This window comes from Hymenobacter siberiensis (assembly GCF_018967865.2).
Lineage (GTDB): Bacteria > Bacteroidota > Bacteroidia > Cytophagales > Hymenobacteraceae > Hymenobacter > Hymenobacter siberiensis.
The window spans coordinates 1,553,506-1,577,621 of sequence record NZ_JAHLZY020000001.1 but is presented as its reverse complement, the minus strand read 5'-3'; the positions used below and the strand labels follow the sequence as shown (position 1 = coordinate 1,577,621).

Sequence of the window (24,116 nt, the reverse complement as noted above, 5' to 3'; positions counted from 1 at the left end):
GATAGCCCCGCAAAAACCGCTCCGAGCAGGGCAGTTTTTACGGGGCTACCAATGAAGCTGTTTAGAAAATCGGACCGGAACAACGACTTTGGGCTGACTTTCCAAACAGCTTCAGTATATTAGTCCAGCCAACCGCCAGCCTTAGCGGATGATTTCAACCCAGCCCTTATACGTACGCCTGGTATTGGCAAAGTCGGCAAACTCCACCTCGGCCAGGTAGAAATACACGCCATCGCTCACTTTGCTGCTGGTGCCGTTGCCCGATTCGCCCGTGGGCCCGCCACCGTCCCAGTTGATGAGGATGGGGTCGTCGGCCGTGGTGGTGTTCTCGAAGACCTTGGTGCCCCAGCGGTTGAAGACCTGGAAGTGAACGCGCCGCACCGGGCTGTTATTCTTGGGCCGGAACACCGAGTTCTGGCCGTCGCCGTTGGGCGTAAAGATATTGGGCAGCTTGAAAAACAGGCAATTATCCTGGCAGGCCACGTTGCTGGTGTCGCTCACCGCGCCACTGGCTACCACGGCCTGCAAGGCGTAGCACCCGCCCGAAAACGCCAGGTCCGAATGCACGAAGCTGGTGGCCGAGGTGGTGCCCAGCAGGGCGAAGCGCCCCGTGGGCGTGGGCCGGTAGTATACCCGGTAGCTGATGATGTTGGCATCGCAGCCGGGGGGCGTGGTGCCCACCGTCCAGCGCAGGCGGTTGGTGTAGCGCTCGTGCAGGCCCGGGAACTCGGGCAGGTTGGCCAGGCTGTCGCAGTTGGTGGGCAGTAGCGTGAGCACCGGCTTGCATGGGAGCGAACTGAGAGAGAGGCACTGCACCTGGCTGCGGTTCAGCAACGAGCTCAGGAAGCCGAAGCCGGCATAGCCGCCTTCGGTCTGCACGTAGTAGCAATAGTTCTGGCCCTTCACCAGCGTGGGGTCAAGGTCGGTAAAGGTGCCGCCAGTGGCGCCCGTGGGCGCAGTGCCAATCTGGACCAGCGCCCCGGCAGTCCCGGTACGGCGATAAATAATTGCCGGCTTGCCCGAATTATTCCACGGCACCTGATACGTCCAGCTCAACGTAATGGCCGTGGGCGGGTTGTTGGGCAGCGCCGTGAGGCGAACGCTGCTGGCCGTGAGCGAGGCCTCGGTGAGCGTAGTACCCTGGCCCTGGGCGAAGGTGCGCACAAACTCCAGCTTGTAGGTGTACTGCTTGTTCTGGGTATCGAGGCCCAGGTCCACATAGCTCGTGTCAGTCAGCGCCGTGAACGGCCCGTGCGCCACCGGCCCAAACGCCGTGGCCAACGGGTTCAGCCCTTCGGCCCGCGACAGCACATACGACGGCGTGCCCGTGAACGTGCCCCCGCCGGTGGGGCGGGGCTGGGTCCAGCGCACAGCCATCTGGCCGATGGTGGCGCTGGTGGTGGCCACGTCCACGTTGGTCAGCAGCGCGCCCCGGCCCGATACCTGGGCGCAGGCCTCGTTCGAGGCGATGCTCTCGCCACCGGCCGGCAGCGGGAAGTCGGCATAAATGCGGTAGCAGTAGTTCTGGCCCCGGCTCAGGCCCAGCGTGGTGCCGGTGGCGGGGTCCACGTTCAGGTCGGTGAAGGTGATGGCACCGGGCGCTACCGTGCCAATGCGCACGTAGCCCGCCGAGGCCGGAATGCCGGTATCGCATGGCCCGGGCGTGAACGTGGAGGGGTTCACCTTGCGGTAGATGTAGATGCGAGCCGCGTTGGCGCAGGTGTAGGCGTCCCAGCTCAGCACCATGCCATTGTAGCCGCCGGCCGCCGCCGTGGGCGTAGCGCGCAGGCTTTGGGGCGGCGGGCCTACTACCGTAATGCGCCAGGTTTTCTCGTCAATCAATATCGGCGCAGGAGCCGTGGGGCTGTCCTGGGCTTTGAACACCACCTGATAGGGCAGTCCGGCCACGTTGCTGCAATTCGTCTGCCACTGGAAGGTGCCAGCGGCCTGGGGCGGGCCGGTCGTGGTTTGCCGGAAAGTGGCGGGCGGGAAAATCCCCCCGTAGGCAAACAGGGTAATCGGCGTTTGGGGGCTGCCCGAAGCCACGCCGTCCACAGCGGTTACGCTGCCGGTCACGGTTTGCCCGGCTACCACGCAAATGTCGGGCGGAATAGTCAGAGTCGGCCGCAAGTTGTTAGTGGCAACAATGGCAATCTGCATATCCCGAATCACCTCGCCGATGAGCCGACGCCCCAGCGGGGTGCGCCGCCATTCCTCCACCACCATCGCCACGTTGTAGAGGCCGGCCGCCACGGGGGCGTTCCAGGTAATCTGGCCGGTGTGCACGTCCTGCACTAATATGGCGGGGTTGCCGCCGGTGGGGTCGGCCGGCACACCGCCGTAGGGCACGGTCAGGGGGTTGGCCGCAATGGCGGGGTCGTTGGGGTATTTAAAATCGGGCACCGTTACCGGTCTGGGCGAGTTGTCGCCGGTGGTACCGGGGCAGGGCGGGCCGATAATGGTAGAGGCCAGCCGGGGCTCCTTCTGGCTGGTGCGCAGGTGAAAGGACAGCGAATCCTGGTCGGCATCGTACGCCGCCGGGTTGTGCAAAAACACCTGCCCCATGCCTCCCTTGTCAATGGCCGGGGCCGTGAGCACCGGCGAATGATTCAGCCCCAGCGCCGGGTCAATGGTGATTTTGGTGCTGATATAGAAAGACTGGTCGAGTGGGTTGCTCATATTGATGACGCCCCCGTTGCGGTTTTCGCCCACAAAGCTGACCGTGTAGCTGCCCGTGGCCGGATAGGTATGCTCGAAGTAATAGATACTGAGTGCCGTATCGGTGTTGCCGGGAATGGGCAGCCGCCCCCCCTGCCGGGCAATGCCCGGGTTGCAGCTCGACGTGCCATCGCCAAAAAAGATAACCGCGTTGGGCTGGTCTACCGAATTTGCCCCCCGGCTAATGTCGAGGTACAGAATCATCTTAAAAAAAATGCGTCTCGGGTTTGGGCTGGCCGTGGTGTCCACCTTGGCCTGAATGTCGCCCGCCCGGATGTGGGTGGCCTGGGCCACCTCGGGCCGCAGGCCCAGCCCTGCCAGCACCACCATCAACAGCAGCGCCGTCCGCGCCAGCGTGCCAGCCTTCGGAATAGTAAACTGTACCATACCAACTTGTTTACGAGAAAGGAAAACTGCGATGCACGCACGGGCACCTAGCAAGGGAGCCGGCCGCTGAATTCGACATCATCAGCTGTTGCTATTTGCCGATAGCTAACATCAGCACGCCCGTGCGTGTTAACGATTCCGGGCGCGGATAGATTCACCACGTCCCCGCAATGTTTTTCGGCCTGCCTGTCCTTGCAAGAATCAGGCTCGCCCGTTGCCCGGTTAGCGGGTGGGGGCTACCTTTGGGCAACCTAAACACACCTCTTCACTTCCCTAGTTTGGCTACTTTATGAGTTGGATAACAAAAGCTTTAACCAGCAGCATCGGCCGGAAGATAATTATGTCCGCTACAGGCCTGTTTCTGTGCACGTTCCTGGTAGTTCACCTGGTTGGCAACTTGCAGTTATTCAAGCACGACCAGGGCGCGGCCTTCAACACCTACTCCCACTTTATGGGCACCAACCCCATCATCCGCACCATCGAGTGGGGCCTGGTGCTGGGTTTCGGCTTCCATATTTTTGAAGCCTTCGCGCTCACCCGCCGCAACAAAGCTGCCCGGGGCACGCAGGGCTACGTGAGCAACCACTCGGAGCAAAACAGCGAGTGGACCTCGCGCAACATGGGTATTTTGGGTAGCATCATCCTGATTTTCCTCATTGTTCACCTCTACAACTTCTTCTGGCGCGCCCGCTTTGCCGGCGACCTGCCCCGCATGGGCGGTGCCGACCCGCTGACCAGCGACTATGATAACCTGTACCTGGCCGTGGTGTCGTCGTTCCACATCTGGTGGTACGTGCTGCTGTACGTGGCTGCTCAAATCAGCCTCGGCTACCACTTGTGGCACGGTTTCCGCTCAGGTTTCCAGACCCTGGGCCTGAACCACCGCAAGTACACCCCGCTTATTAAATACGTGGGCTATGGCTTTGCCGTGGTTGTATCGGCGGGCTTTGCCTCCATGCCCCTCTACTTTTTCCTGTTCACCGATGCGCAGGGAGAAATGGCCGCCAACGCCCCCGCTTTTCTGCACACCGTGGCTGCGGCTTTTTAATTGATTAGGAGCGATAAAACTCGCCTAACGCGCTAACACCTGCGGCGTTTCGCTGTTACCTTATTGCTCCATCACTCAGTCATTCAATCACTCCGTCGCTCTATGCTGTTGGATTCCAAAATTCCCGAAGGCTCCCTCGCCGAAAAATGGGACAAGCACAAGTTTAACGTCAAGCTCGTGAACCCCGCCAACAAGCGGAAATACGACGTGATTGTGGTCGGCACGGGCCTGGCTGGTGCTTCGGCCGCCGCCTCGCTGGCCGAGCTGGGCTACAACGTGAAAGCCTTCACGTACCACGATTCGCCCCGCCGCGCGCACTCCATCGCCGCGCAGGGCGGCATCAACGCCGCCAAAAACTACCAGAACGACGGCGACTCCGTGTTCCGCCTGTTCTACGACACCATCAAGGGGGGCGACTACCGCTCCCGGGAGGCCAACGTGTACCGCCTGGCCCAGGTATCGGTCAACATCATTGACCAATGCGTGGCGCAGGGTGTACCCTTTGCCCGCGAATACGGCGGCCTGCTGGCCAACCGCTCCTTCGGTGGTGCCCAGGTAAGCCGCACGTTCTATGCCCGGGGCCAGACTGGCCAGCAGCTGTTGCTGGGGGCCTACTCGTCCCTGAGCCGTCAGATTGCCTACGGCAAGGTGAAGATGTACACCCGCTCGGAAATGCTCGACGTGGTGATTGTGGATGGGCAGGCGCGCGGCATCGTGACGCGCAATACTATCACGGGAGAGATTGAAACCCACGCCGCTCATGCGGTGGTGCTGGCCACGGGTGGCTACGGCAACGTGTTCTACCTGAGCACCAACGCCATGTACTGCAATGTGACGGCCGCTTGGCGGGCGCACAAGCGGGGCGCGTATTTCGCCAACCCCTGCTTCACGCAGATTCACCCCACCTGCATCCCGGTATCGGGCGACTACCAATCGAAGCTCACGCTGATGTCGGAATCGCTCCGCAACGACGGCCGCGTGTGGGTACCCAAAACGGTGGAAATGGCCGAGCGGGTGCGCCAGAACCAAATCAAGCCGCAGGACGTTCCTGAGGACGAGCGCGACTACTTCCTGGAGCGTAAGTACCCGGCTTTCGGCAACCTGGTGCCGCGCGACGTGGCTTCGCGCAATGCCAAGCTGATGTGCGACGAAGGGCGCGGCGTGGGCAGCACCGGTTTGGCCGTGTACCTCGATTTCTCCGATATTATCAACCGCACCAGCGCCGAGGCGGTGAGCCAGAAGTACGGCAACCTGTTTGCCATGTACGAGAAAATCACCGACGAAAACCCCTACGAGCGGCCGATGCGCATTTACCCGGCCGTGCACTACACCATGGGCGGCCTGTGGGTTGACTACAACCTGCAAACCAGCGTACCCGGCCTGTATGCTGCCGGCGAGTGCAACTTCTCAGACCACGGCGCCAACCGCCTCGGTGCTTCGGCCCTGATGCAGGGCTTGGCCGACGGCTACTTCGTAATCCCCTACACCATTGGTGATTACCTGGCCAGCACGCCGCCCAAGCCAGTGGACACCAACCACCCCGCTTTTGCCGAGTCGAAAGCCTACGTGCAGGCCCGCACCGAGCAGCTGCTCAACATCAAGGGCAACCGTACCCCCGATGAGTTCCACAAAGAGCTGGGTCTCATTATGTGGGAATACTGCGGCATGGCCCGCACCGCCGAAGGCCTGCGCCACGCCAAAGCCGAGATTCAGAAAATCAAGAAGGCTTTCTGGAGCGACGTGAAAGTGGTGGGCACCGGCGAGGAAATGAACCAGGCGCTGGAGAAAGCCGGCCGCGTAGCCGACTTCATCGAGCTCGGCGAGCTGATGGTGGACGATGCCCTGGACCGCAACGAAAGCTGCGGCGGCCACTTCCGCGAAGAGTACCAGACCCCCGAGGGCGAGGCCCTGCGCGACGACGAAAATTACGCCTACGTAGCGGCTTGGGAGTATCAGGGCGAAAATCAGCCCGAGAAGCTCAACAAGGAAGAATTAACTTTCGAAAACGTGAAGCTGACCCAGCGCAGCTACAAGTAATTAATTAATAATTATGAATTAATAATTAGGAATTGAGAATTGGCAAAAAATCAAATGTGCTAATTTCTAATTCTTAATTATTAATTATTAATTCAAAAAAATGGCCGGTTCCAACCCCAACGCTAAACCGATGAATCTGACCCTGAACGTATGGCGGCAGCCCAACCGTCAGGCGCAGGGGAAAATTGTGGAGTACCACGTGAAGGACATCTCGCCCGATATGTCGTTCCTGGAAATGCTCGATGTGCTGAACGAGGACCTACTGCGCGGTGGCCAAGACCCGGTGGCTTTCGACCATGACTGCCGCGAGGGCATTTGTGGCTCGTGCGACCTGTTCATCAACGGCCGTTCGCACGGTCCGGAGAAGGGCACTACTACCTGCCAGCTGCACATGCGCAAGTTCTCGGATGGCGACACCATCACCATCGAGCCCTGGCGCGCATCGTCGTTCCCCGTGAACAAGGACCTGAGCGTGGACCGCTCGGCATTCGACCGCATCATTCAGGCGGGTGGCTATGTGAGCGTGAACACCGGCGGCGCACCCGACGGCAACGAGATTCCGATTCCAAAGGAAATTTCGGACCGTGCTTTCGAGGCGGCTACCTGCATCGGCTGCGGAGCTTGTGTAGCAGCCTGCAAAAATGCATCGGCTATGCTGTTCGTTTCGGCTAAGGTTTCGCAGCTGGCCTTGCTGCCCCAGGGCCATGTGGAGCGCAAAACCCGCGTTGAAAACATGGTAGCTCAGATGGACAAAGAAGGCTTTGGTGCCTGCACCAACATCGGCTCGTGTGCGGCTGAGTGTCCGGTGGGCATCTCGCTGGAGAACATCGCCATCCTGAACCGTGAGTTCCTCGCGGCAAAGGCTACGTCGAATAACCTGGCGTAAGGCCGGTAAAATATAATTAACAGAACGCCCCGGCAGTCGTGCGACTGCCGGGGCGTTCTGTTGTAGGGTGCGGGGCTTGCCCCCGCCCGCCGTCGAACGGCTCATTCGCAGACGTTCGACGGCGGGCGGGGGCAAGCCCCCGCACCCTACTGCACTTCTAGGCTATCACGGCATCCAGCGCCTTCATATCCTCAGCAGAGAGTCGAATGTCAGCTGTTTTCATATTCTCTTCCAGGTGCTTTACTTTGGAAGTACCGGGAATGAGCAGGATGTTGGGCGAGTAATGCAGGAGCCAGCTCAGGGCAATCTGCTGGGGTTTTACGCCGTGCTTGGCAGAAATCTGGTCGAGGGCCTTGAGGGCGTCGGCATTGCCGCCGCCCAGCGGGAACCACGGAATGAAGGCGATGTTCTGCTCGCGGGTGTAGGTGAGCTCGGCCTCCCACTTGCGGTTTTCGACGCTGTACATGTTCTGCACCGACACGATGGGCACGAATTCCTGGGCCTTCTTGATGTCGGCCACGCTCACTTCGGACAAACCGATGTGTTTGATGCGGCCATCCTGTTGCGCCTTTTGCAGAAATTTGAGCGTATCCTCGAAGGGCACGTTAGGGTCGATGCGGTGGAGCTGGTAGAGGTCAATCTGCTCCACCTTCAGGCGCTTCAGGCTGCCGTTGAGAACTTCTTCGAGGTGCTTGGGGCTGGCATCGATGGGCCACTCGTTGGGCCCAGTGCGGAGCAGGCCGCCTTTGGTGGCGATGACGACGCCTTTGGCGTAGGGATGCAGGGCTTCGGCAATCAGCTCCTCCGATACATTGGGACCATAGCTGTCGGCGGTATCAATAAAGTTGACGCCCAGCTCCACGGCCCGCTTCAGCACACGGATGGATTCGTCGTGGTCGGCGGGCGGCCCCCAGATGCCTTCGCCGGTGATGCGCATGGCACCGTAGCCGAGGCGGTTGACGGTGAGGTCACCGCCGATGGTGAAGGTAGCGGGGTAAGTGGTGGTATCGGACATGAGAACTGGTTTGAGATGAAATGCCCCGGCACAATTAATGGCGAGGTGGTTCATAAGACGTTTAAATGACGGGATTGTTTTATCAGGGCCGAAAGCGTGAGATAGTGCTGGCGGGCGGGCACCAGCCGGATTACCCCGCAGCAGTGCCGTTACTTTGTTGCGTGCCCTTGCCCTCCGACCGTCGCCTGCCACTTCTCTACGCCATTATTCTTGTTGATGTAATTGTGGGGGCGGCGGTGGGGCCGGTGCTACCGGAGTTTGTGCGGGGCCTGCCACAGCCACAACTATGGCTGAGCGTGGGCACGGGCATTTTTCTGGGCGTACAGCTGTTTTCGGCCCCGCTGCTGGGGCGGCTGGGCGACGGCTACGGGCGGCGGCCCATTTTTATTCTTTCGGCGGTGGGCACGCTGCTGGCCAACATATTGCTACTGCCGGTGCAGGCGGGGCTGTATTTCGCAAACCGGGTTTCCGACGGCCTCACCAACGGCATGTACGCCACGGTGCGCTCGGCCATTACCGATATTTCCCCGCCCGAGCGGCTGTTTCGCAACCTCGGCATCGAGGGCGCAATTATCTCGCTGGGCTTTGTGCTGGGGCCCATGGCGGCCGGGCTGATGCTGACCTTTCTGGCGGTGCCGCCCGGCCAGCAGGCTACCTACGTAGTGCGCCTGGCCGTGACGCTGGCCGCCCTCAACGTGCTATTGAGCGTGTGGCTACCCGAAACGCACGCCGGACGCGGGGGAGTGCGCGGGGCCGAGCTACGGGCCGAGCTGAGCCTCGCCATCAACCCGCTCACGCTCTGGGCGCGGCTGTGCGAAAAGAACGGGCAAAATCCCGGGGTGCGGCGCATTGTGCTCACGCAGGTGGCCCTCACGCTCAGCACGGGCTATTATTTCTACTTTGTGCCCTTTGCCAGCCTGGGGCCGCTGCACCTAGATGCGCGGCAAATTTCCTATTTCTTCATGTACTTCGGGGCGCTGAGCGTGGGACTGAACTACGTGTTCTACACTTATTTTGCCGACCGCATCAACCAGCGCCGGGTCATTGTGTGGCTGGCCGCGCTGGGCGCGCCGGTGCTGGCCGGCTACGGCCTGATGGGCACCTCCAAGCTGGCGCTGTACGTGCTGGTTACGCTGGACTGCTTCACGCTTTCGCTCATTCAGGGCTTGCTGGAAGGCCGCCTGGCCCGCCACACCACCGAGGCCGACCGGGGCGAGATATTCGGGCTGAACCAGGCTTTTCAATCCCTGGCCAGCTTCGGCACAGCGCTGGTATTCGGGGGTTTATCGGTGCTGGATTTGCGGCTGCCGTGGGCGTGGTTTGCGCTGTGCCTGGGGGCCGTAGCCGTGCTGGCGGCTACGGATAGCGAAGGCCGGAAACGCAGGTAAGCCACGGGTTACTATATTGCCATATCAGGGAATTCGCGTTTTTTATTTTTAGCTGATTTCCTGACTCAGGTCCGGCACTCTCCGCTTCCTGCGGGTGTTTGGACTGAACTGGTTTCATTACTGCTAATTACCGCTCTCATGAGGTACTTTTCCGTTGCGATTAAGCTGGCTTTGCTATTGACTGCTACCACCGTGCGAGCCCAGCAGCCGGCAGCGGCTAAGCCATCACCGCAGGCCGATGAGCTGGAATGCCGGGTGCTGACCGGCCGGGTAACCGACCCGTTTGCGTACCCGCTCACGGGGGCCACCATCATGCTGCGGCATCCCGGGCAGGGCCTCAGCCCCGATGCGTTCAGCACCAACGCCGAGGGGCACTACATCATCACGTCGAAGCAGGCCATTGCCCGCAATACCGTTATGGAGATTAACGCCTTGGGCTACAGCACCCTGGAACTACCCCTGACCAACTGCCAGCCGCTCGACATCACCCTGACCCCACTGGCCAGCCCCTACGCCAAACCCAAAGGCCGCAACAAAAAGCTCACCGGCAACGGCAAGGTGCGTTAGCCAGGGGCGGGCCGGAAAAGAGCCTATTTTATTTCAGAGCCTCACTCTATTACCCGAACCAGGTAGCAGCTCAGGCAGCTATGGTAGCCGCACCGTCCTGCATTGGGCGCCCCTCTTTTTTTCGCGTCAGCAGCTTGCTGTGCCAAGGCTATTTCCGGCAATGTGATACTATTATCCAATTGGCCGTAACCAGCAGCCATCCCAACCGGTTAGCAACACGGTTTCCATTGTTAGTTAGCCCACTCTTGTTTTGATTACCATTCTCGCGGGCACCAACCGGCCCAATTCGCGCGCACGCCGCATTGCCAAATACTACCGCAACCTGCTTACAGAGCTGGGGGCCGAAAGCCAGATTCTGGACCTGGCCGAGCTGCCAGCCGATTTCATTGCCACGGCGCTGTATGCCAACGCCGGCACGCACCCCGAGTTCAACCGCCTGGCCGCCATGCTCGATGACAGTGCGAAGGTGGTCATCATCGTGCCCGAGTACAATGCCTCGTTTCCCGGCGTGCTGAAGGCGTTTATCGACGGCCTCACTTACCCCAGCGGCCTTCAGGGCAAAAAAGCAGTATTGGTGGGCCTGAGCAGCGGCGGCCAGGGCGGCCTGCTGGCCATGACCCACCTCACCGACGTGCTGATGTATCTCGGCACCACGGTACTGCCCCAGCGCGTGCGCCTGCCCTTCATCAATCAGGATTTGAACGCCGAGCACGGCCTCAACCACGACCTGTCGCGCCAGTTGCTGCGCGAGCAGGCGGTGGCACTGCTCGCGTCTTAAAGTAGTCGTATGGCAACAGGCGGATGCTCCGGTCTGACCGCCCTAGGCGGTCAGACCGGTTGAAGTACCCCCGATTTTGTCCTCCCGACAACCGGTCGGACCGCCTAGGGCGGTCCGACCGGCGCATAGGGTTACTACTGCGGCGGGTTTTTGTTGCTGCGCAGCTCACTGGCGGTCGGCCCCATCATTGCCAGGCGGCACTCAGCTCCGCGTGGGTCGCCTCCACTTGTTGGCGCTCGTAGGGTTGGGGCAGGGTGGCCACGGCGCCGACCAGGAGCAGGCCGGCCTGCTCGCGCAGGATGCGCCGGCGCTCGGGTAAAGTAGTCTGGCCGCCGATTAGGGCCAGGGCGCACAGCATTCGGCGCAGCACGGCCGGGTTGTTTAGGGCATTAGCACGAATCAAATCGAAGGCCAGGTGGATGTAATCGCCGAAATCGGGCACTTTTACCAATACGCGCAGGTGCTGGCCGTCGGAGCGCAGGGGAATGGGGGAGTCGCGGCGGGCGAGCCGGCCGCCCAGCTCGCCCAGGTAATCGACGGCCATGATGGCCGTGGTGGTGTCGTTCACGGCCGGTGAGAGGGCTTTGAGCGCAACATCAACCAGTTGCTGGAGTCCAAAGGCCACATCCTGCGCCGGATTGCGGTGCCGGCCAATGCCCACGTAGCATATCAGGTCGTCGGGCCAGTCGGCAGGGGTTTTGTCGGCGTCGGGAGCGGCGGCGCGCTCCATGCCGGCCCGTACGCCAAACAGCGGCTGGCACTCGCCCACAAAGCCGCCCACCGGCACATTGATGCGCTCCACGGTGCGGTGCCGCTGCGCCCAGCGCAGGAGGCCGTCGGCATCGATGGGCTGGAGGTAGCCAGCCGTGTCGGACGGCCCCGCGTGTCAGCCGTGCCGGGCCACGAAGGCATGGGCCGCCGCCTGCTCGGCCTCGGGCACGGGCGGGCCAATGCGGTCCGGGAAAAGCGCTTCAATCTCCGCTTCGGTTTCGAGCGCGATGTTACGCAGCAGGGTGCCGGTTTGCAGGGCCTCGGCTACGTGGTGCACGAAATACACCAGCGCGCCCACGCCGCCCAGGGCCAGTACCAGCCCCACCAGCACGGCCGTGTTGGGCACAAACCGCGACAAGCCCACCTGGTGGCCGCCCACCACCGAGCGAATAGTGCCCAACACTACCAGGCAGTAGGTGAACACGCTCACGAAATAGCCCAGCACCACCTGGTTCACCCGGTCGCGCATGAAGTTGCGCAGCGCCCGGGGCGAATATTGGTTGCTGACCTGCGCCAGCGCCGCCAGCAGCAGTGAAAACGTGAGTGCGGCCACCGTCAGCATAGAGCCCGCAATGGCCGACAGCATCCCGCTGGCCCCGCCCGCATCAATGCCAAACAGTAGCGGCAGCCGCCGCAGGCCCTGCACGCTGCTGGCCTGGTCAAACTGCACTACGCTATAGGCCAGCCCGAATCAGGCCAGCACCATCAGGACGGGCACAAACCAGAGCGACTCGCGCAGCGGCTGCCGCACCTGCCGCAGGTAAAACACAAGGGATGGGCCAGTAAAACGAGACATAGGGCAGGTTATTTAGGCTTTTACTTCCGCTTCGCTATCCAGCGTGGCCGCCTGCCGCACCAATACCCGCCGAAATACCACCCGTAGCGTGAAATACAGCACGGCCACCAGCGGCACCATCGCCATGACCCACAGCAGCAGCGCGCCCAGCTCGGCCCGCCACAGGAGCTTGCCCACCGCGGCCCAGCCTTCGAGGGCGATGAGCTGGCGCAGGCTGGCTACCGTGAGGTTCGCCACTTTATCGCCCTGGCCCATGATAACGGCCCCAGCGCGCAAAAATGGAATAAGCAGCGCCAGCTGAAAAAACGTCATCAGGTGAGTAGCCAGCTGCATGGCGGCCACGTTGAGGCGCAGACGCAGGGCCACGGCGGCGCTCAGCACGGTGGTGATGCCGAAGGCGGGCACCAGCCCAACGGCCACGCCCAGCCCCACGGTGAGGGCCAGCTGCTGGGGCGAGAGGCCGGCCTTGAGCAGGTCCAGCAAGGGGTCGAGCACGCGGCGGCGCAGCCAGGAGCGCGGCGGGACTACTGGCGGCAATTGGGTTTCGGAAGGCGACATACAGAAATATAACGGGGCCGAAAGCCGGGCCGCACGGCAGCCCGTACCTTCGCTGGGGGCTTTCCTCATACGGCGGTGGCCCGCAATGTTGCCCCACGGGTATTTATGACAAAGTTAGATTCCCCGGTCGAGTTGCCGGGTCCGTGGTGGCGCGAGCTGCCCATTCTGCTGCACCGCGCCGCCCGCGAGCTGGGTCAGAACGACCCGCTGCGGCTGGGCGCGGCCACGGCATTTTTCACCTCGTTTGCCCTGCCGCCCATCCTCATCATTCTGGTGCAGCTGCTGAGCTCGCTCTACCCCTCGTCCATCGTGCGGGTGATGCTGCTGGGCAAGGTGAGCAACCTGGTGGGGGCACCGGCAGCCGGGCTGGTATCGCAGATTGTGATGAACGTGGCCGACCCCATGCGCAGCCGGCTGGTAACGTGGCTGGGCTTTGCGTTTCTGCTGTTTGTGGCCACCACGCTGTTCACCGTCATCCAGCATTCGCTCAATCAGCTCTGGCAAATCCGGCCCAAGCGGGGTACGGGCAAGGTACTGCAGGCCGTGCGCGAGCGGATGCGCTCGGGCGGCGTGCTGCTGGCCACGGCGGCGCTCACGCTGCTGGCATTCGGCACCGATGCTGCCCTGAGCCTATTCGCCGAAAGCATCCGCGACTTCGATACCACCTTCACTTATTTCATTGTGCGCGGGCTGAACTCCGTGATTGCCTGGCTTATTCTGGCGGCGTGGTTCGGCGTCACCTTCCGCACCCTGAGCCTGGCCAAAGTGCCGTGGCGGGTCGTCACGCGCGGCGCGGCGCTCACGGCCCTGCTCATCAGCCTGGGCGAAGTGGTGCTGGGCCAGCTGCTAGTAGCCCGCGATTTGGGGCCGGTGTACGGCCCCGCCTCCAGCCTGGTGCTGGTGCTGCTATTCGTGTTTTACTGCGCCATGATATTCTATTTCGGGGCAGCATTTACGAAGGCATACGCTCACCGCATCGGGCTCGATATCCGGCCCAAGAAGTCGGCCGTGCGGTACCGGCTGGTGAATGTGGAGGAGTAGCGTGTGCAGAGGAGAACGTCATACCGAGCGCAGCCGAGGCATCTCGCGTGCCATAGTAATCCCATCGTTGAACGACAGAACTACTATTACATGCGAGATACCTCGGCTGCGCTCGGCATGACGTTCTTTTCTTTTATCGTCCCTTCGACGGCCCGAAAACCCAAGCCGTACCTTTGTCCCGTGCAAACTCCTGATACCTCCGCCGCTGCCGGCGCTTCGCCGGCCCAGCCCACCACCAAGCCCAACCTCCAATTCGCCGATTTCGGCCTCTCCCCCGCCCTGCTGGCTGGCGTGGCCGAGCTGAATTTCACCCAGCCCACCCCCGTGCAGCAGCTGGTGCTGGCCCCCGCACTCGAAGGGCAGGACGTGGCCGGCCAGGCGCCCACCGGCTCGGGTAAAACCGCTGCCTACGGCCTGGCCATGCTGCAGCAGGTCGATGTGACCTCGGCCACCATGCAGGCCCTGGTGCTAGTGCCCGCCCGCGAGCTGGTGATGCAGGTGCGCGACGCCTTGCGCAGCCTCGGCAAGCACATGCCCAACCTGCGCGTGGCCGGCTACTACGGCGGCCACGCCATGCGCGAAGAAGTGAAAGGTCTGCAGCAGATGCCCCACGTAGTAGTGGCCACGCCCGGCCGCATGCTCGACCACCTGGAGCGCCGCACCATTGTGCCCAATCGCCTGAAAGTGCTGGTGCTGGACGAGGCCGACAAGCTGCTGGAGCTGGGTTTTCAGGAAGAAATGGCCACCATTATCAGCCGCCTGCCGCAGCGCCGCCAAACGCTGCTGTTCTCGGCCACCATGCCCGATAAGGTGCTGACGCTGGTGCGCGAATACCTTACCCGTCCCCGGGTGATGAACGTGGGCGGCTCCAACGCCACTACCCTGCCCGAAAGCCTGGTGCTGCGCGGCCACGTAGTGAGCGCCGCCGACCAGAAGCCCGCCGCCCTCTTTCACCTTATCACCCAGCCCACCGCCGGCCGGTCGCTGGTGTTTGCCAACACCCGCGACCGGGTAGAGGAGCTAACCCGCTTCCTGCGCGGCCGGGGCCTGGCCGCCGAAGCCCTGCACGGCAAAATGCTTCAGCCCGAGCGCGACAAGTCCATGATGAAGCTGCGCAACGGCTCGGCTACCGTTCTGGTAGCCACCGATGTAGCCGCACGCGGCCTCGACGTGAACGAGCTCGACACCGTGGTGCAGTTCGACCCGCCCCACGAAACTGATACCTTCCAGCACCGCGCCGGCCGCACGGCCCGCGCCGGGGCCGTGGGCACCGCCCACCTCATCGTGACGCCCTTCGAGCAGGAAAAAATCAAAAACTGGCCCGCCGCCAGCACCGTGCAGTGGGCCGGCCTGCGTCCGCCAGTGCTGCCCGCCGCCGCTCCCAAAGCCCCGCGCCCCAGCACCGTTACGCTGCACGTATCGGCCGGCAAGAGTGAAAAAATCAGCCGGGGCGACCTCGCCGGGGCCTTCGTGAGCGTGGGCGGCCTGGAGCGCGACGCCGTGGGCCGCATCGAAGTTTTCGACCACCACAGCTTCGTGGCCGTGCCCGAGGCGCTGGCCGAGGAAGTGCTGGCGAGAATGCAGGGTGCCAAGGTGAAGGGGAAGAAAGTGAAAGTGGCGCTGATTCGGTAGGCTGAAACGTCACCCTAAACGTCATGCTGAGCGCAGCCGAAGCATCTCGCGTGCAATGGTAATTCTTTCGTTGAACGATTGAGTAACTACCACACGCGAGATGCTTCGGCTGCGCTCAGCATGACGTTCTTTTTATTCATCACTAGCCAGTAGCCATACTCATGCGCTTCATCTGCAGCCAGAACAAGTGGCGCAGCCTCACCGCTGAGCGGCTTTTTGACGACCACCCGCACTACGAGGCCCGCTCGGCCGGCACCAAGCCGGGGCAGGGGTGCGCGTCACGGCCGGCTACCTGGGCTGGGCCGGAATCATCTTCGTGATAGAGCGCCGCCACGCCGACCGGCTACGGGAAAAGTTTGCAGAGGTGTTGCACGGGAAAACAGTGGTTACCCTGTGCATTCCAGATAAGTACCCGTTTGGCGACAGTACGTTGATTGCCCTGCTGCGGGAGAAGCTGGCGACGCATTTGCCACTACTTTAGCAGCCGCATCAACTACCCTTTATGCTGCAACGACTTTTACTCCTGCTGGCCTTCGCGCTATCCTATACTTTCCAAACCCAGGCCCAGGCCTTTGAGTCGGGCATGCTGGTGCGCGCCAACGGCGATACGCTACGCGGTGAAATCGAAAACAGTTTTTGGAAAGAGCCCCCCACTTTTATTCGTTTTCAGACCACGCCCGGCAGTTTGGTACAGGTGTTGAAGCCCCGGCAGCTGCGTACCGTGCTCTTTACCAACGGGCGCTATTTCCGCTACGAAGCCCTGCCCATTAACTACGCGGCCGAAGTTCAACTGGACCGGCTGCCACGTGGCTACACTATCGATGTGCACACAGACTCCCTGCTGGCCGACGTGCTGCTCGAAGGCGCGGCCGAGATGCTGCGGGTCGAGGTGAATGGCATCACCCATTACCTCGTTCATCGGCACGGCCAGCCTTTTCTGGACCTGAGTGAGCAGAAATACCTACGTGAAACGGCAGCCGGCACCCAAGCCATCACCGATGGTAACAACTATCGAAATACGCTGGGAGTGTATTTCGGCGATTGCCCGGCGGCCCAAGCAGCCGCTGCTGAGGCCCCATTCACTGCGCCCGGCATAGCGGTGGTGGTGCAGGCCTATAATACCGGCTGTGCTCCCAGCCGGCAGCCGGGACGTATCTGGCTGGCCCAGGCTAAAGTGCGACGCCGGGTATCAGTACAAGGCGGTATTCTGCTGGGGATGCGCTACAACCAGGTGGCCTCGCCCCGAGACATGGACGGCTATGAAGTACTCGACCAGCGCCCCCGTCCCACGGCCGGACTGTTTGCCGAGATGTTTCTTCCCGGCCGCACAACTTCAATCTACGGGGAGCTCAGTCTGAGCACCTTTCGCAGCCGCCAAGGACTGTATAGCTACCGCTCCGGAATCACGGTGGGAGGCGTTAAGGCTTACGAATTTGCGTATGCTGACTATTCGGCCTGGCTGGGTTCAGCGCGCATTGGCCTACGTAAGTATAGTTCGCTTAAGCACAATCAGCAATTGGTGCTTGGTGTTAGCTACGAGCTGAACAGTATTTTCAATCCGGCGTTTTCCACCATCACCACTGGCAGCAGCGACAATCCCACCGAAACAGCACCTGCCGCGCCTGCTTTTAACACCCAAGTGGGATTTACAGCCCAAACTCTTCTTCCCGCACTGACCCTGGGATGGCGGGCCAATCGCCTGACGTTGACCATAGATGCTCAGCGGGGCTACGATTTTCGCGATAAAAACAATGCCGTAGAGAGCCTATTCCTAGGCTCGGCATGGAGCGCCCGGCTGATGGCCACCTACCAGCTGGGCCGCAACCCGGACGCTGTGCGCCCATCAGCCGCCCGCTAAGTCAACCCAGCCGGCGCCGGGCCGTACTAACAGCCCATGCCCTACCTCATTTCCCTGGCCGTATTGGTGGCCATTCTGTACGCGTTTTACCAATACGCCACCGCCGACTCGCGCCTCCGCACGGCCGCGCTGGCCCATGAATTTCCGGCCGCCTGGCGGCAGATTCTATTCGAGCAGGTGGCCTTCTACGTGGCCCTGACGGATGCCGAAAAAGCCCGGTTTGAAAAGCAGACGCAAGTTTTCCTGGCCCGCACCCGCATCACCGGCGTACAGACGGAAGTGGACGACAACACGCGCCTGCTGGTGGCCGCCTCGGCCCTCATCCCCGTGTTTGGGTTTCCCGATTGGGAGTACCGCAATCTGAGCGAAGTTCTCATCGTGCCCGATGCCTGGCAGCTGCAAAACGACCCTACCAGGGAAATCAAAACCTTGCAGGGCACGCTGCTCGGCTCGGTGCAGGGCTTCCAGAACCAGCACTACATGCGCCTTTCCAAAGCGTCTCTCGAACAGGGCTTCCGCGACGCGGTGGACCGCCAGAACGTGGGCATCCACGAATTTGCGCACCTGCTCGATGAAGCAGACGGCGTGATTGACGGCCTGCCCAAAGTCGCCATGCCCCCCGATTTGCTGCCCCAGTGGGCGGCCGTGGTGCAACGCGAAATCGCGGCCATTCAGGCCGGCAAATCAGAAATCAACCCCTACGCCGCCACCAACGAGGCCGAGTTCTTCGCCGTCGTCACCGAGTACTTCTTTGAGAAGCCCGAGAAGCTGCAGGAGCACCACCCCGAACTCTATCAGCTGCTCACCCAGGCCTTCCGCCAAAAACCCAAACAACGCTTCCTCCGCTTCGCCACCGACCCGCGCGAGTGGATAAAAACCCTGCGCAGCAGCCGCAAATTTGGCCGCAACACGCCCTGCCCCTGCGGCAGTGGCCGGAAATACAAGGACTGCCACCTGGCGGTGCAGCCGGTATAAACACCTATCAAGCAGTCCGTCATGCTTCAATGGCGCTCAGCATGACGGACTGCTTTGATTTATCCTGACCTGCCGCTACCGGCTCCCCTGCTGCAATACCCAATCACGCACCGCAGTCAGCAGCACCGGAGCAACCACGGACTCCACCGTGCCATCGGCGGCGGCAATGCGCTCGGCGGCGGGGGTTTGAAACCAGTGGTTGAGGCCCGGCAGCCGGCGGGCGCTGACGCGCTTATTCCCTTTAAGGCCTTTTTCGAGGGCGGTCAGGTTGGTAGCGGCATTCACCTCAGCATCGTCGGTGCCATTAAGCAGTAGCACGGGGCACTGCACATCGGCCAGGCCGGGCTGGGGGTCGAATTTCAGGTAATAGCGGTACCAGGGCGTAAGCAAATCGGTGGCGCGGGCGCGGGCCAGGGCGGGGTCCTGGTTGGGGTAGCGCTGGTGCAGCATGTTTACCACGATGGCCTGCGCCTGGTCGTTGCTGGCCGTTTGGCGCACAATTTCCAGCATGGTTCGCCGAAATTTGAGGGTTGTTTCCGCCTGCTTACGCTCTTCGCTTTTGATTTTGAGGCGCTGCTGCGCCACGTAGGTTTCGACCTGGGCTGAGTTAGAGCCACTGGCCCGCAGCTTGGCGGCCTTGGCCAACACCTCGGCCCAGGCCTGGCGGCGGGCCTCGCCAGTGCGGGCCGTGTCGGCGGCGCTCAGCGGTTCGGGCTGGCTGGCCAGCAGGTCCAGTCCCACCAGGCCAGATGCCGCCAGCGCCACCACAAAGCCGGGGGGCACGGGCTGGGCCGCCGCCAGCAGGGCCACATTACCGCCCTCGCCGTGGCCGATGAGGCCGGTGCGCGCCGGGTCGATGCTCGGCCGGATGCGCAGGTAGCCGAGGCCCGCCTGCGCATCGCGCACCAGGTCGGCGGTGGTGGCCAGCGGGCCGTTGCCACCCGACTCGCCCACGCCCCGGTCGTCGAGCCGCAGCACAGCAATACCCTGGCGGGCCAGCGAAGCGGCGATATCGGCAAAGAAGCGGTAGCTGCCCTGGCGCGAGTCACGGTCCTGGCTGCCCATATCGGTGAGCAGCACGGCGGCCGGAAACGGCCCGGCCCCGTCCGGAATGCTGAGGGTGCCGGCCAGGGCCACGTTGCCCGGCTGGCTGGTCAGGTGCACGGCTTCAATGTGGTAGGTGGTCGCCTTCACGGCTGCGGTTTTTTCCACGGCTACTGTGCCGGCACCGTTGGGGTCGGCGCGCTGCAGCACCAACGGCACGCGCAGCCCGGGTTGTAGCCACACGCCGCGCAGCTCCTGCCCCGCCTCGCCCGCCTGAATGCACACGAAGCGGCAATCCACGGTAGCGGCGTAGAAGATGAGCGTATCGCCCCGCAGCGTGAGCGAGGCCGGCACCTTATTCAGGCGCTTGGCGGGCAGGTCAAGGGTGGCAATCAGCTTATTGGCCCCCGGCTGAATGATGCTGATTTGGATGGGCAGCGTCCCGCCGGGGATTGACAGCGGCCCCTTCCAAACGCCGGCAACGCTGGGCATACTGGCCACCGGCGCTGCGGAATGCTGGGCCACCGAGTCGGGACGGATGGGCGCGCTGGCTTGCCCCAGCACTGCCGCCGGCCACAGCCCCACGCCTATTACCACCTTTCCCGCGTTGCGGAGCAGCTTCCGTATCATATCAATTTAAGGCAAACTCATGACCTAAGCAATAAAACCATGATTATTAACTACTTATGGCAGCAGCACGCGGTCAATCACGTGTACCACGCCGTTGGTGCACTGCACGTCCGGAATCACCATGTTGGCAGGTACCGTGTTGCTGGCACCTTTCACGGTAAGCACACCGCTCTGGAAGCCTCCCAGCACCACCGGTGCGCCACCAGCCGAGGCCACCGAAGTGTTTTCGGGTAATTCGGGCGTGAATTTCCCACCCTGCGCACCCCCAACTACGTGGTTGAGCAGCACTGCCGTCACGGTAGCCACAGGCAGCTTGCGGATGTCGCTGGGCTGATTCAGCGGTACGCCCAGCAGCACGCCAAGGTCTTTAAACGCCTGGTCGGTGGGCGCAAATACGGTGAGCGGCGCGCTGCCGGGCGACCCCGTGAGGCCCCCCTGCAGGTTGCAATATACCACGGCTTCAACGAGAAATGTCAGCTCCGGCTTCACGAAAACCTTGCTGCTTTGCAGGGCCAGCGCCGAATTAAGGATATCGACACCCGTAGCCAGCAGCACCTTGTCGATGGGGTGAATCAGGCCGTTGGCCGCCTTCACATCGGTACCCAGAATTTTGGAGCCGTTGACATATAGCGTACCATCGGCCCGCCGGATAATGCGCCGCGTGACACCCAGCGCCGAACCAGACGTGCTGCCCGCCGTGAGCGCGCTGCCCGCCAGCGTCCCGCTGAAGACGTGGTAATAGAGGGTGCTCTGCAAAAAGGACTGCTGCAACGCTCCCAGGTCCTGGGCCGTGTTGAGGCCGAGGCGGCTGAAAGCGGCATTAGTGGGCGCAAACACCGTGAACTTTCCGCCGCTGGCCGGGTCTTCGTTTTTGTTGCCGAGCAGCACGGCCACGTTGCCACGAATAGCGGCATCTTCCAGTTCCTGAAAATCGGGATTGGTAACCGCAATATTGGTGATGGAAGGGTCAACCTCTTTATTCTTGGCGCAGCCATTCATGGCTAAAAGGCCCAATGCCAGCAAACCGGCTTTAATGGGAAGATATTTTTTCATCGGGTAAATTATTGTTTTTATCGTGCTAACAAGTTCATTCAACTCAAATTGCTGAATATAAATGATTTCATAAAGCCATCGGATTGCGCTAAGGTAAATCTGTTCCATTAAACACACCCGTAAATTGCATCAGAATAGACTAAATGAGCTGTTTTTGTTTGGCCATACCCAGCCAGGCTACCCCTAATAGTAGTTTCTTATTTATTGTTTTTATGCAAAATTTTTCCAAGCTGTTTTGTGGTGTTTTTTTACTTACCGGCGTGGCTACCACTGCTCGGGGGCAGAGCCTGGTGAGTGGTTTTATGGCGGGCAAGGGCCACGGCTCGGTGGTAGTGTCGGGCACGGCCGAGCGCTATACCGATGTGTACCTAGCCCCCGAAAAAATATCGGGCGTGCCGGTTTTTCAGGAGGTACGCGTCAATTCGCTCAATCTCTACGGCACCTATGGCCTATCCGACAAGATTGACGCCGTTATCAGCCTGCCCTACATTCAGTCGAAAGGCCGCGCTGCGGAGGGGGTAATCGATGGCCTGAACTCCTACTACTCCACGCAGGGCTACACCAACGTGCGCCAGGGCCTGCAGGACGTTACCGCCCTACTCAAGTTCAAATCCTACACCCGCGAAATTGGCAGCAGCATCCTCGACCTGCTGGGCGTGGTCAGCTTCAGCACCCCGGTGAGCGACTACCAGAGCAACACCGGCTACGGCTACATCATCGCCATCGGCAACCGGGCCACCAAGTACACGGCCTCCGGCGTGGCGCACCTCAAAACCAGCTCGGGCGTGTTTGCCACGGCCCAGGTGGGCTACAGCCTGCGCACCGGCTCCGTGCCCGATGCCCTTGTGGGCGAGGCCAAGCTGGGCTACGCAGGCCCCAAAATCTACCTCGAAGGCAATGCCTCTTTCCAGGAATCGAACGGCGGCACCGACATTGCCGCCCAGGGCTTCAACGGCTTTTTCCCCTCCACGCGCGTCAATTATCTCCGCCTGGGCGCCAGCGCCTACCGGCCCATCACCAACGGCTTCGGCCTGACGCTGGGGGCCAATACCTACGTGGCCGGCCGCAACATTGGCAAGGCCACCGGCTACTCGGCCGGTATCACGTATAACTTCTAGGTTAATCAGCTTTCATTAAGCCACAAGCTCCAGGCTGCAAGCTTTCTCCGTTGTTTCGGAAAAGGCTTGCAGCCTGGAGCTTGTGGCTTGTGGCTTAAATCTTAATAATTCGATTCTGACGAAGGCAGGTCAATCAGGATAAACTGCGCGTCTTTGGCGGCGCGAATCTGCACCACGTCGTCGTCGGTCATGCGGGCCTGGTCGTTGGGGCCGAGCTCGGTGCCGTTTACGAAAATGGAGCCCTGCTTCACGTAAATGAAGGTGAGGCGAATGGGGAAAGTTTTGAACTCAATTTCCTCACCCTCGTCCAGATTTGACCAGTAAACCGTGCTGTTGGAATTCATGTACACCACGTCTTCCAGCACTTTCTGGCCGGTTACGAGGGGCACCAGCTGGTTCTTGTTGCCGCTGGTGAAGCCCAGGTCTTTCTGCTCGTAGCTGGGGGCCAGGCCCTTCTGGCTGGGGATGAACCACAGTTGGTAGAGATGCAGGGGGGTATCCTGACGGTTAAACTCGGAATGGGCCAGGCCGGTCCCGGCGGTCATGCGCTGTACTTCGCCCGCCTTGATGGTCGTTTTGTTGCCCATCGTGTCCTGGTGCGTGATTTCGCCGTCGAGCATCAGCGTCACGATTTCCATTTCCGAGTGCGGATGCTGCGGAAAGCCCGACTGGGCGGCCACGCTGTCATCATTGAACACGCGCAACGGCCCGAAGTGCATATTGGCGCGGTCGAAATAATCGGCGAACGAAAACAGAAAGTAGCTACTGAGCCAGGCAGCGGGAGCAGCATGGTGACGGTCGGCGGCGGAAATGTACTTGAGCATAGCGTGAGAGCGAGAGGACATGGCGTGCCTACCATACGCGCAGGCCGGGCCGGAAGTTGGCCTTGCCCCGCACAGCAAATCCCCTCCGAAAGTCGAAAGGGATTTATGACCTTATTTAAGGAAGCAGTTTCAGGTTATGCTTTGCGCAACAGGGCTACCTGCTGCTGCAGGTCGAGCACGAGGCTGGCCACACGCTCCAGCGAGAGCTCGGCAATGGGGAACGTGCTGCTGATGTAGCTTTTAGCCTCCCAGATTTCGAGCACGTCGTCGGCCTTCACGTCGTAGGGCGAGAAATTCGGGTTGTCGGAGTGGAGCACGAACATGGCCCCGGAGCGCATCTTATTAAACACGCGCTTGAACACGATGCCGTCGCGCGAACTCACCACGATGCAGGGCGTGCCATCCTTAATGCTGGCCCATTCTTCTACGTAGCGGCCTACGATAACGGTGCCGCTGGCGATGGGCAGCATCGAGTCGCCGGCAATTTCGAAGGCGCGGTACGTGCCCGTTTGCGAGAGCATGGGCAGGCGGAATTTGGGCAGCACCTCCAGGTATTCGCGGTCGGCGTAGCCGTTGAGGTAGCCGGCAGCGGCTTTCTGGGGCACCAGCTCGATGTTCTCGTTCTGGTCCTTATCCACGGTGAAGGCCAGCACGCGGAGCCGGCCGCCAGCCGCCGGCGTAGGCGGCTCGGGGTTATCGTCGGCGGAATCAGAATCGAGCGCGTTGGGGTCGGGCGCGGGCAACGAACCGATAATTTTGGTGTTCTTCTTCTTGCTGAAATCGGTGGTTACGAGCTGGTCGAGCGTGATGCCGAATAGGCGGGCCATGTTGACGAGCGTAGCGAGGCGGGGCTCGGCGCGGCCTTCTTCGTAGGCACCCACCAGGGAACGTTTGATGCCGAGCTTTTCGGCCATCTGGGCCTGCGTGAGGGCGAGCTCGCGCCGGCAAAACTTGAGGTTGGTATTTATCATCGGTGGGAGGCGGCAGCCGGG

Annotated in this window: 19 protein-coding genes and 1 pseudogene; 12 read left to right on the top strand and 8 right to left on the bottom strand. The window is 61.5% G+C overall.

The window, feature by feature from the left end:
• Positions 1-141: 141 nt before the first annotated feature.
• Positions 142-3,105 carry a T9SS type B sorting domain-containing protein gene (locus KQ659_RS07015; protein WP_216689449.1) on the bottom strand — a complete coding sequence of 988 codons (2,964 nt, stop codon included), beginning with the start codon at positions 3,103-3,105 and terminating at the stop codon, positions 142-144.
• Positions 3,106-3,394: 289 nt separating this feature from the next.
• On the opposite strand from KQ659_RS07015, the gene KQ659_RS07010 reads away from it, so the two are divergent.
• From KQ659_RS07010 to KQ659_RS07000, 3 genes are all read left to right on the top strand, one after another.
• Positions 3,395-4,153, top strand: coding sequence for a succinate dehydrogenase cytochrome b subunit (locus tag KQ659_RS07010; RefSeq protein WP_216689451.1), 759 nt, complete (start codon positions 3,395-3,397; stop codon positions 4,151-4,153).
• 102 nt (positions 4,154-4,255) lie between these two features.
• Complete coding sequence (locus tag KQ659_RS07005; protein WP_216689453.1) at positions 4,256-6,190, top strand: fumarate reductase/succinate dehydrogenase flavoprotein subunit; 1,935 nt, start codon at positions 4,256-4,258, stop codon at positions 6,188-6,190.
• Positions 6,191-6,320: 130 nt separating this feature from the next.
• Positions 6,321-7,076 carry a succinate dehydrogenase/fumarate reductase iron-sulfur subunit gene (locus tag KQ659_RS07000; RefSeq protein WP_168673975.1) on the top strand — a complete coding sequence of 252 codons (756 nt, stop codon included), beginning with the start codon at positions 6,321-6,323 and terminating at the stop codon, positions 7,074-7,076.
• Between the two features lie 157 nt (positions 7,077-7,233).
• Here KQ659_RS07000 and KQ659_RS06995 read toward each other — a convergent pair whose 3' ends face one another.
• Positions 7,234-8,091, bottom strand: coding sequence for an aldo/keto reductase (locus KQ659_RS06995; protein WP_216689455.1), 858 nt, complete (start codon positions 8,089-8,091; stop codon positions 7,234-7,236).
• A gap of 161 nt (positions 8,092-8,252) precedes the next feature.
• Here KQ659_RS06995 and KQ659_RS06990 point away from each other — a divergent pair, with 161 nt between their 5' ends.
• From KQ659_RS06990 to KQ659_RS06980, 3 genes are all read left to right on the top strand, one after another.
• Positions 8,253-9,479 (top strand): MFS transporter, encoded by a 1,227-nt coding sequence (locus tag KQ659_RS06990; protein ID WP_317196127.1) that lies wholly within the window; start codon positions 8,253-8,255, stop codon positions 9,477-9,479.
• A gap of 138 nt (positions 9,480-9,617) precedes the next feature.
• On the top strand, positions 9,618-10,046 hold the full coding sequence (locus KQ659_RS06985) for a carboxypeptidase-like regulatory domain-containing protein (protein WP_216689457.1): 429 nt from the start codon (positions 9,618-9,620) through the stop codon (positions 10,044-10,046).
• A 250-nt stretch (positions 10,047-10,296) separates the two neighbouring features.
• A complete protein-coding gene (locus tag KQ659_RS06980) occupies positions 10,297-10,824 on the top strand; it encodes an NADPH-dependent FMN reductase (RefSeq protein WP_216689459.1) in 528 nt (175 codons plus the stop codon).
• Positions 10,825-11,008: 184 nt separating this feature from the next.
• Here KQ659_RS06980 and KQ659_RS06975 read toward each other — a convergent pair.
• Positions 11,009-12,280 (bottom strand): annotated as a pseudogene (locus KQ659_RS06975) (DUF2254 domain-containing protein).
• Positions 12,281-12,403: 123 nt separating this feature from the next.
• Positions 12,404-12,949 carry a DUF2062 domain-containing protein gene (locus tag KQ659_RS06970; RefSeq protein WP_216689461.1) on the bottom strand — a complete coding sequence of 182 codons (546 nt, stop codon included), beginning with the start codon at positions 12,947-12,949 and terminating at the stop codon, positions 12,404-12,406.
• Positions 12,950-13,054: 105 nt separating this feature from the next.
• Between KQ659_RS06970 and KQ659_RS06965 the strand changes: the two genes are divergently transcribed.
• The 5 genes from KQ659_RS06965 (at position 13,055) to KQ659_RS06945 (ending at position 18,455) form a co-directional block, all read left to right on the top strand.
• Entirely contained in the window at positions 13,055-13,990 is a 936-nt protein-coding gene (locus tag KQ659_RS06965) for a YihY/virulence factor BrkB family protein (RefSeq protein ID WP_216689462.1), read from the top strand.
• Positions 13,991-14,170: 180 nt separating this feature from the next.
• Complete coding sequence (locus KQ659_RS06960; protein ID WP_216689464.1) at positions 14,171-15,622, top strand: DEAD/DEAH box helicase; 1,452 nt, start codon at positions 14,171-14,173, stop codon at positions 15,620-15,622.
• Between the two features lie 161 nt (positions 15,623-15,783).
• Positions 15,784-15,942, top strand: coding sequence for a hypothetical protein (locus KQ659_RS06955; protein ID WP_216689466.1), 159 nt, complete (start codon positions 15,784-15,786; stop codon positions 15,940-15,942).
• Between the two features lie 182 nt (positions 15,943-16,124).
• Complete coding sequence (locus KQ659_RS06950) at positions 16,125-17,480, top strand: hypothetical protein (RefSeq protein ID WP_216689468.1); 1,356 nt, start codon at positions 16,125-16,127, stop codon at positions 17,478-17,480.
• A 36-nt stretch (positions 17,481-17,516) separates the two neighbouring features.
• Positions 17,517-18,455 (top strand): zinc-dependent peptidase, encoded by a 939-nt coding sequence (locus KQ659_RS06945; RefSeq protein WP_216689470.1) that lies wholly within the window; start codon positions 17,517-17,519, stop codon positions 18,453-18,455.
• A gap of 75 nt (positions 18,456-18,530) precedes the next feature.
• On the opposite strand, the gene KQ659_RS06940 is transcribed toward KQ659_RS06945, so the two are convergent.
• Positions 18,531-20,129, bottom strand: a complete 1,599-nt coding sequence (locus KQ659_RS06940) for an alpha/beta hydrolase (RefSeq protein WP_216689472.1) — start codon at positions 20,127-20,129, stop codon at positions 18,531-18,533.
• A 54-nt stretch (positions 20,130-20,183) separates the two neighbouring features.
• Positions 20,184-21,182, bottom strand: a complete 999-nt coding sequence (locus tag KQ659_RS06935) for a fasciclin domain-containing protein (protein ID WP_216689474.1) — start codon at positions 21,180-21,182, stop codon at positions 20,184-20,186.
• Positions 21,183-21,394: 212 nt separating this feature from the next.
• Between KQ659_RS06935 and KQ659_RS06930 the strand changes: the two genes are divergently transcribed.
• A complete protein-coding gene (locus KQ659_RS06930) occupies positions 21,395-22,300 on the top strand; it encodes a hypothetical protein (protein WP_216689476.1) in 906 nt (301 codons plus the stop codon).
• 101 nt (positions 22,301-22,401) lie between these two features.
• Here KQ659_RS06930 and KQ659_RS06925 read toward each other — a convergent pair whose 3' ends face one another.
• Positions 22,402-23,124 (bottom strand): pirin family protein, encoded by a 723-nt coding sequence (locus KQ659_RS06925; RefSeq protein ID WP_216689477.1) that lies wholly within the window; start codon positions 23,122-23,124, stop codon positions 22,402-22,404.
• Positions 23,125-23,258: 134 nt separating this feature from the next.
• Positions 23,259-24,095 carry a LexA family transcriptional regulator gene (locus tag KQ659_RS06920; protein WP_216689479.1) on the bottom strand — a complete coding sequence of 279 codons (837 nt, stop codon included), beginning with the start codon at positions 24,093-24,095 and terminating at the stop codon, positions 23,259-23,261.
• Between the last annotated feature and the right edge of the window lie 21 nt (positions 24,096-24,116).